Origin of the sequence: Endozoicomonas arenosclerae, assembly GCF_001562015.1 — a bacterium.
GTDB lineage: Bacteria > Pseudomonadota > Gammaproteobacteria > Pseudomonadales > Endozoicomonadaceae > Endozoicomonas_A > Endozoicomonas_A arenosclerae.
Genome location: NZ_LASA01000031.1, coordinates 1 through 2,601, shown reverse-complemented (window position 1 = coordinate 2,601; position 2,601 = coordinate 1). Strand labels below are relative to the sequence as shown.

Below are 2,601 nucleotides of genomic sequence, written 5' to 3'. Positions count from 1 at the left end.
CAATTTGGATTTATAAAAGCCAGGTATCGAGGTTTGAAGAAGAATGACAATAAACTGTCTACTTTATTTGCCCTGGCGAATATTGTTCGACTGGATCAAATGATCCGGGCACAGGGTTAGTCCGCCCTGAAGTCACGAAAGTGGCTAAATATCATACAAATAAGGGGTTGAGACCTCTGATTTCAGTCCTACTTCGAACTCGATTCAAGAAGGGAAGTAAATTAGAGGTTATTCGCAGGTTCCCTAATTAATATTTATAAGCCGTCTGTTATTTAACAGGCGGTTCAAAAGTTTTATAACGAACAATCAAAATCTAAAGGCTCTGCTAAAATCCATTCCAGTTCTTGTCATCAAAAGAGCTGGTGTACCCATGTATTTTGATAAAACGATAGCGGCTTTATTCGGTATTTTCTCAGGTATTATTGCTGCTCAAACGGATGTTGTGGTTGAACCAGATCTTTTTGAAAAAGGTTTTCGATCGAGCCGCTCAGTGGAAAGTTCCTGGATTCCTCAAAGTCATCTTTCTTTTAATAATTCTCCTTTTAATCTGGATGCAAATTCATCTTCACAACCCTTCTACCCAGAATCAAAAACATCTGAGATTGAGTACACAGACCAGGAAACGTTTACCGAATGCCGAAGGGATATTAGCGAACTTGAGTATCTGGATATTAATCAGGCAGCAGGGGGGGTTTCTCCCAGAGCTGCATGTTCCTCTATGGATGAAAATGCAAGTGAACAAGGTGATGAAAGTACCCTCCTGACACCAAGCTTTCTGATCAAGATCACTTCGACGGAAAACGGTAAAATCTATCTTGTTGTGGTTACGGTTGATCGTCAGGGAAGGGCTCAGATTCGATATGTGTATGCTGGCAACAACTTTCAGACTGAATGGTTGAGTGATGAGTTTCGAGTGGATTCAGATGAAAGTGAAGGTTTGACTCTTTGGACTCTGGGAAGAGAAGAAAATCAAGTCAGTATCCGCAAGACTGTGCTTTCAGAAGATCTCTTTCGTCGTCTGAGTTTTGGAGAAAGCGGTACGTTTCATGTCTTTATAAGAAACAATGAGCTGATGATAATTGATCAGCAGGGGCATCCCCAAATTCTGGATTTACCTATTCTCAAGCGGCCTGGTGCAGCCTTTGGGGTATTTGGATACAGCTTTGTCCGTGCTGATAAACCGGTTGCCAAGTTAGCGAAAAAGGGAGTAGACCGAAGAGGTGTGGTTTCAACCGATTATTCATCACGAGCTGAGTTTGAACGTTTCTCGCGTCTTGCAGAAATTATGAACAAGCTGGTCAGGCTCTTTCATCTCCGCCATCAATTTCAGGGATTTTACGAAGACATACAACAAAGAGAGGCGGTAAAAAAGAGTCTGCAAAAAATCAACATGCTGGCAGGACGTGCCATTAGCCTCTTGCTGCCGACGACAGCGCTCTATATAAGGCTGGACGATCTATTGGGGACAGGCGCTCCTGCTTATAGAAATGCTTCTCTGGAAATTTCTGCAGATAATCTGGCTTTTATGTTGATGGACTATGAAAAGGATGATCATTGGCCTGAGTATATGATGTTGTTTTTTACCCTTACAGATATGGGTGTAGAGGGGGTGGATGCCGATAGGATTGAGACTACTTTCAGGGAGCAAATGCAGATACATGACTTCTGGCGCTATGTGGTGGATGACAGTGGCCAGATGCGTCCTAACCTTCAGCATTTAACCAGAGATCAGTTGTTACTGGGGCCCGATCAATCCCGTGATGATGAAGACGACGATGAGCCTATGTTGGATATTACGGGTGACAATGTTGTCAATGATGCCCCCCTTCCTGCTCAGCCTGCAGAGCCACAGATTGGTCAGTTGATTGATATCTAAATGTCTCTGGTTTGGCTGGTTTTTGATTTAAAAAGAGTCGAAAGTGAATGGGACAGATATTTACTTCTGTCCTACACTCGCTGGGTCGCCCAAGAAATGAGGTTACTCATGTTGTTAAAGACGACACGGCTCAGGATCATCTTCTTTTGTTTGAGCTTCTTTGCTTCAGTCTTATGGGCCAAAGAGATCATTTCTGCCCCGCCTCTGGAACCCGCCACAACCTTTCTTAAAAGACCAGTTGATGAAACGGTCAATCGTATTGTATTAGACCAGGATTTCAGATCACCCAGTAATGAGTCTGAAAGGTTTGAATCCATCAATGACTCTGATATTCAGTCACCGGATATGACGGTCTTGCTTGAAGTTGATCAACCCTCCTGGTTCAGAGTGGTTTACCCGGAAAACTTCAGTATTCAGTCACAGAGTGTCATGAGAGCAGAACCCTCGGAAGGTGAAGTTCTGTGCATTCAGCCCGGGCAGTCCTATCTGTTTTCAGACAGTCATGGTGCATCAAGAGACATGCATCTGTTGGCCTACTCAGCTAATGGTTTGAGTACAGGCACAACAGAATGTGTGCTGGATATACCTTTGCACCCTGAAACGCTTGATCTCCGTCAGGTGGATAGTTCTTCCAGAGTGCTTGAAAGACGTTATTCCAGTGCTGAAACAGGTGCAGTTGAAAGCCATGTAGTTATGCCTCACCGGGATGATGTTGAACCCTCCTT

General features: G+C 43.8%; 2 protein-coding genes and 1 pseudogene. All 3 read left to right on the top strand.

Annotated features, from left to right (window positions below; all coding sequences use genetic code 11):
- Positions 1-120 (top strand): annotated as a pseudogene (locus tag WG89_RS31955) (IS5/IS1182 family transposase); the annotation flags it as partial.
- A 250-nt stretch (positions 121-370) separates the two neighbouring features.
- Positions 371-1,876 (top strand): hypothetical protein, encoded by a 1,506-nt coding sequence (locus WG89_RS02130; protein WP_062260667.1) that lies wholly within the window; start codon positions 371-373, stop codon positions 1,874-1,876.
- 108 nt (positions 1,877-1,984) lie between these two features.
- Positions 1,985-2,601, top strand: a 617-nt coding sequence (locus WG89_RS02125) for a hypothetical protein (protein ID WP_153301373.1), incomplete at its 3' end; no start/stop codon positions are given.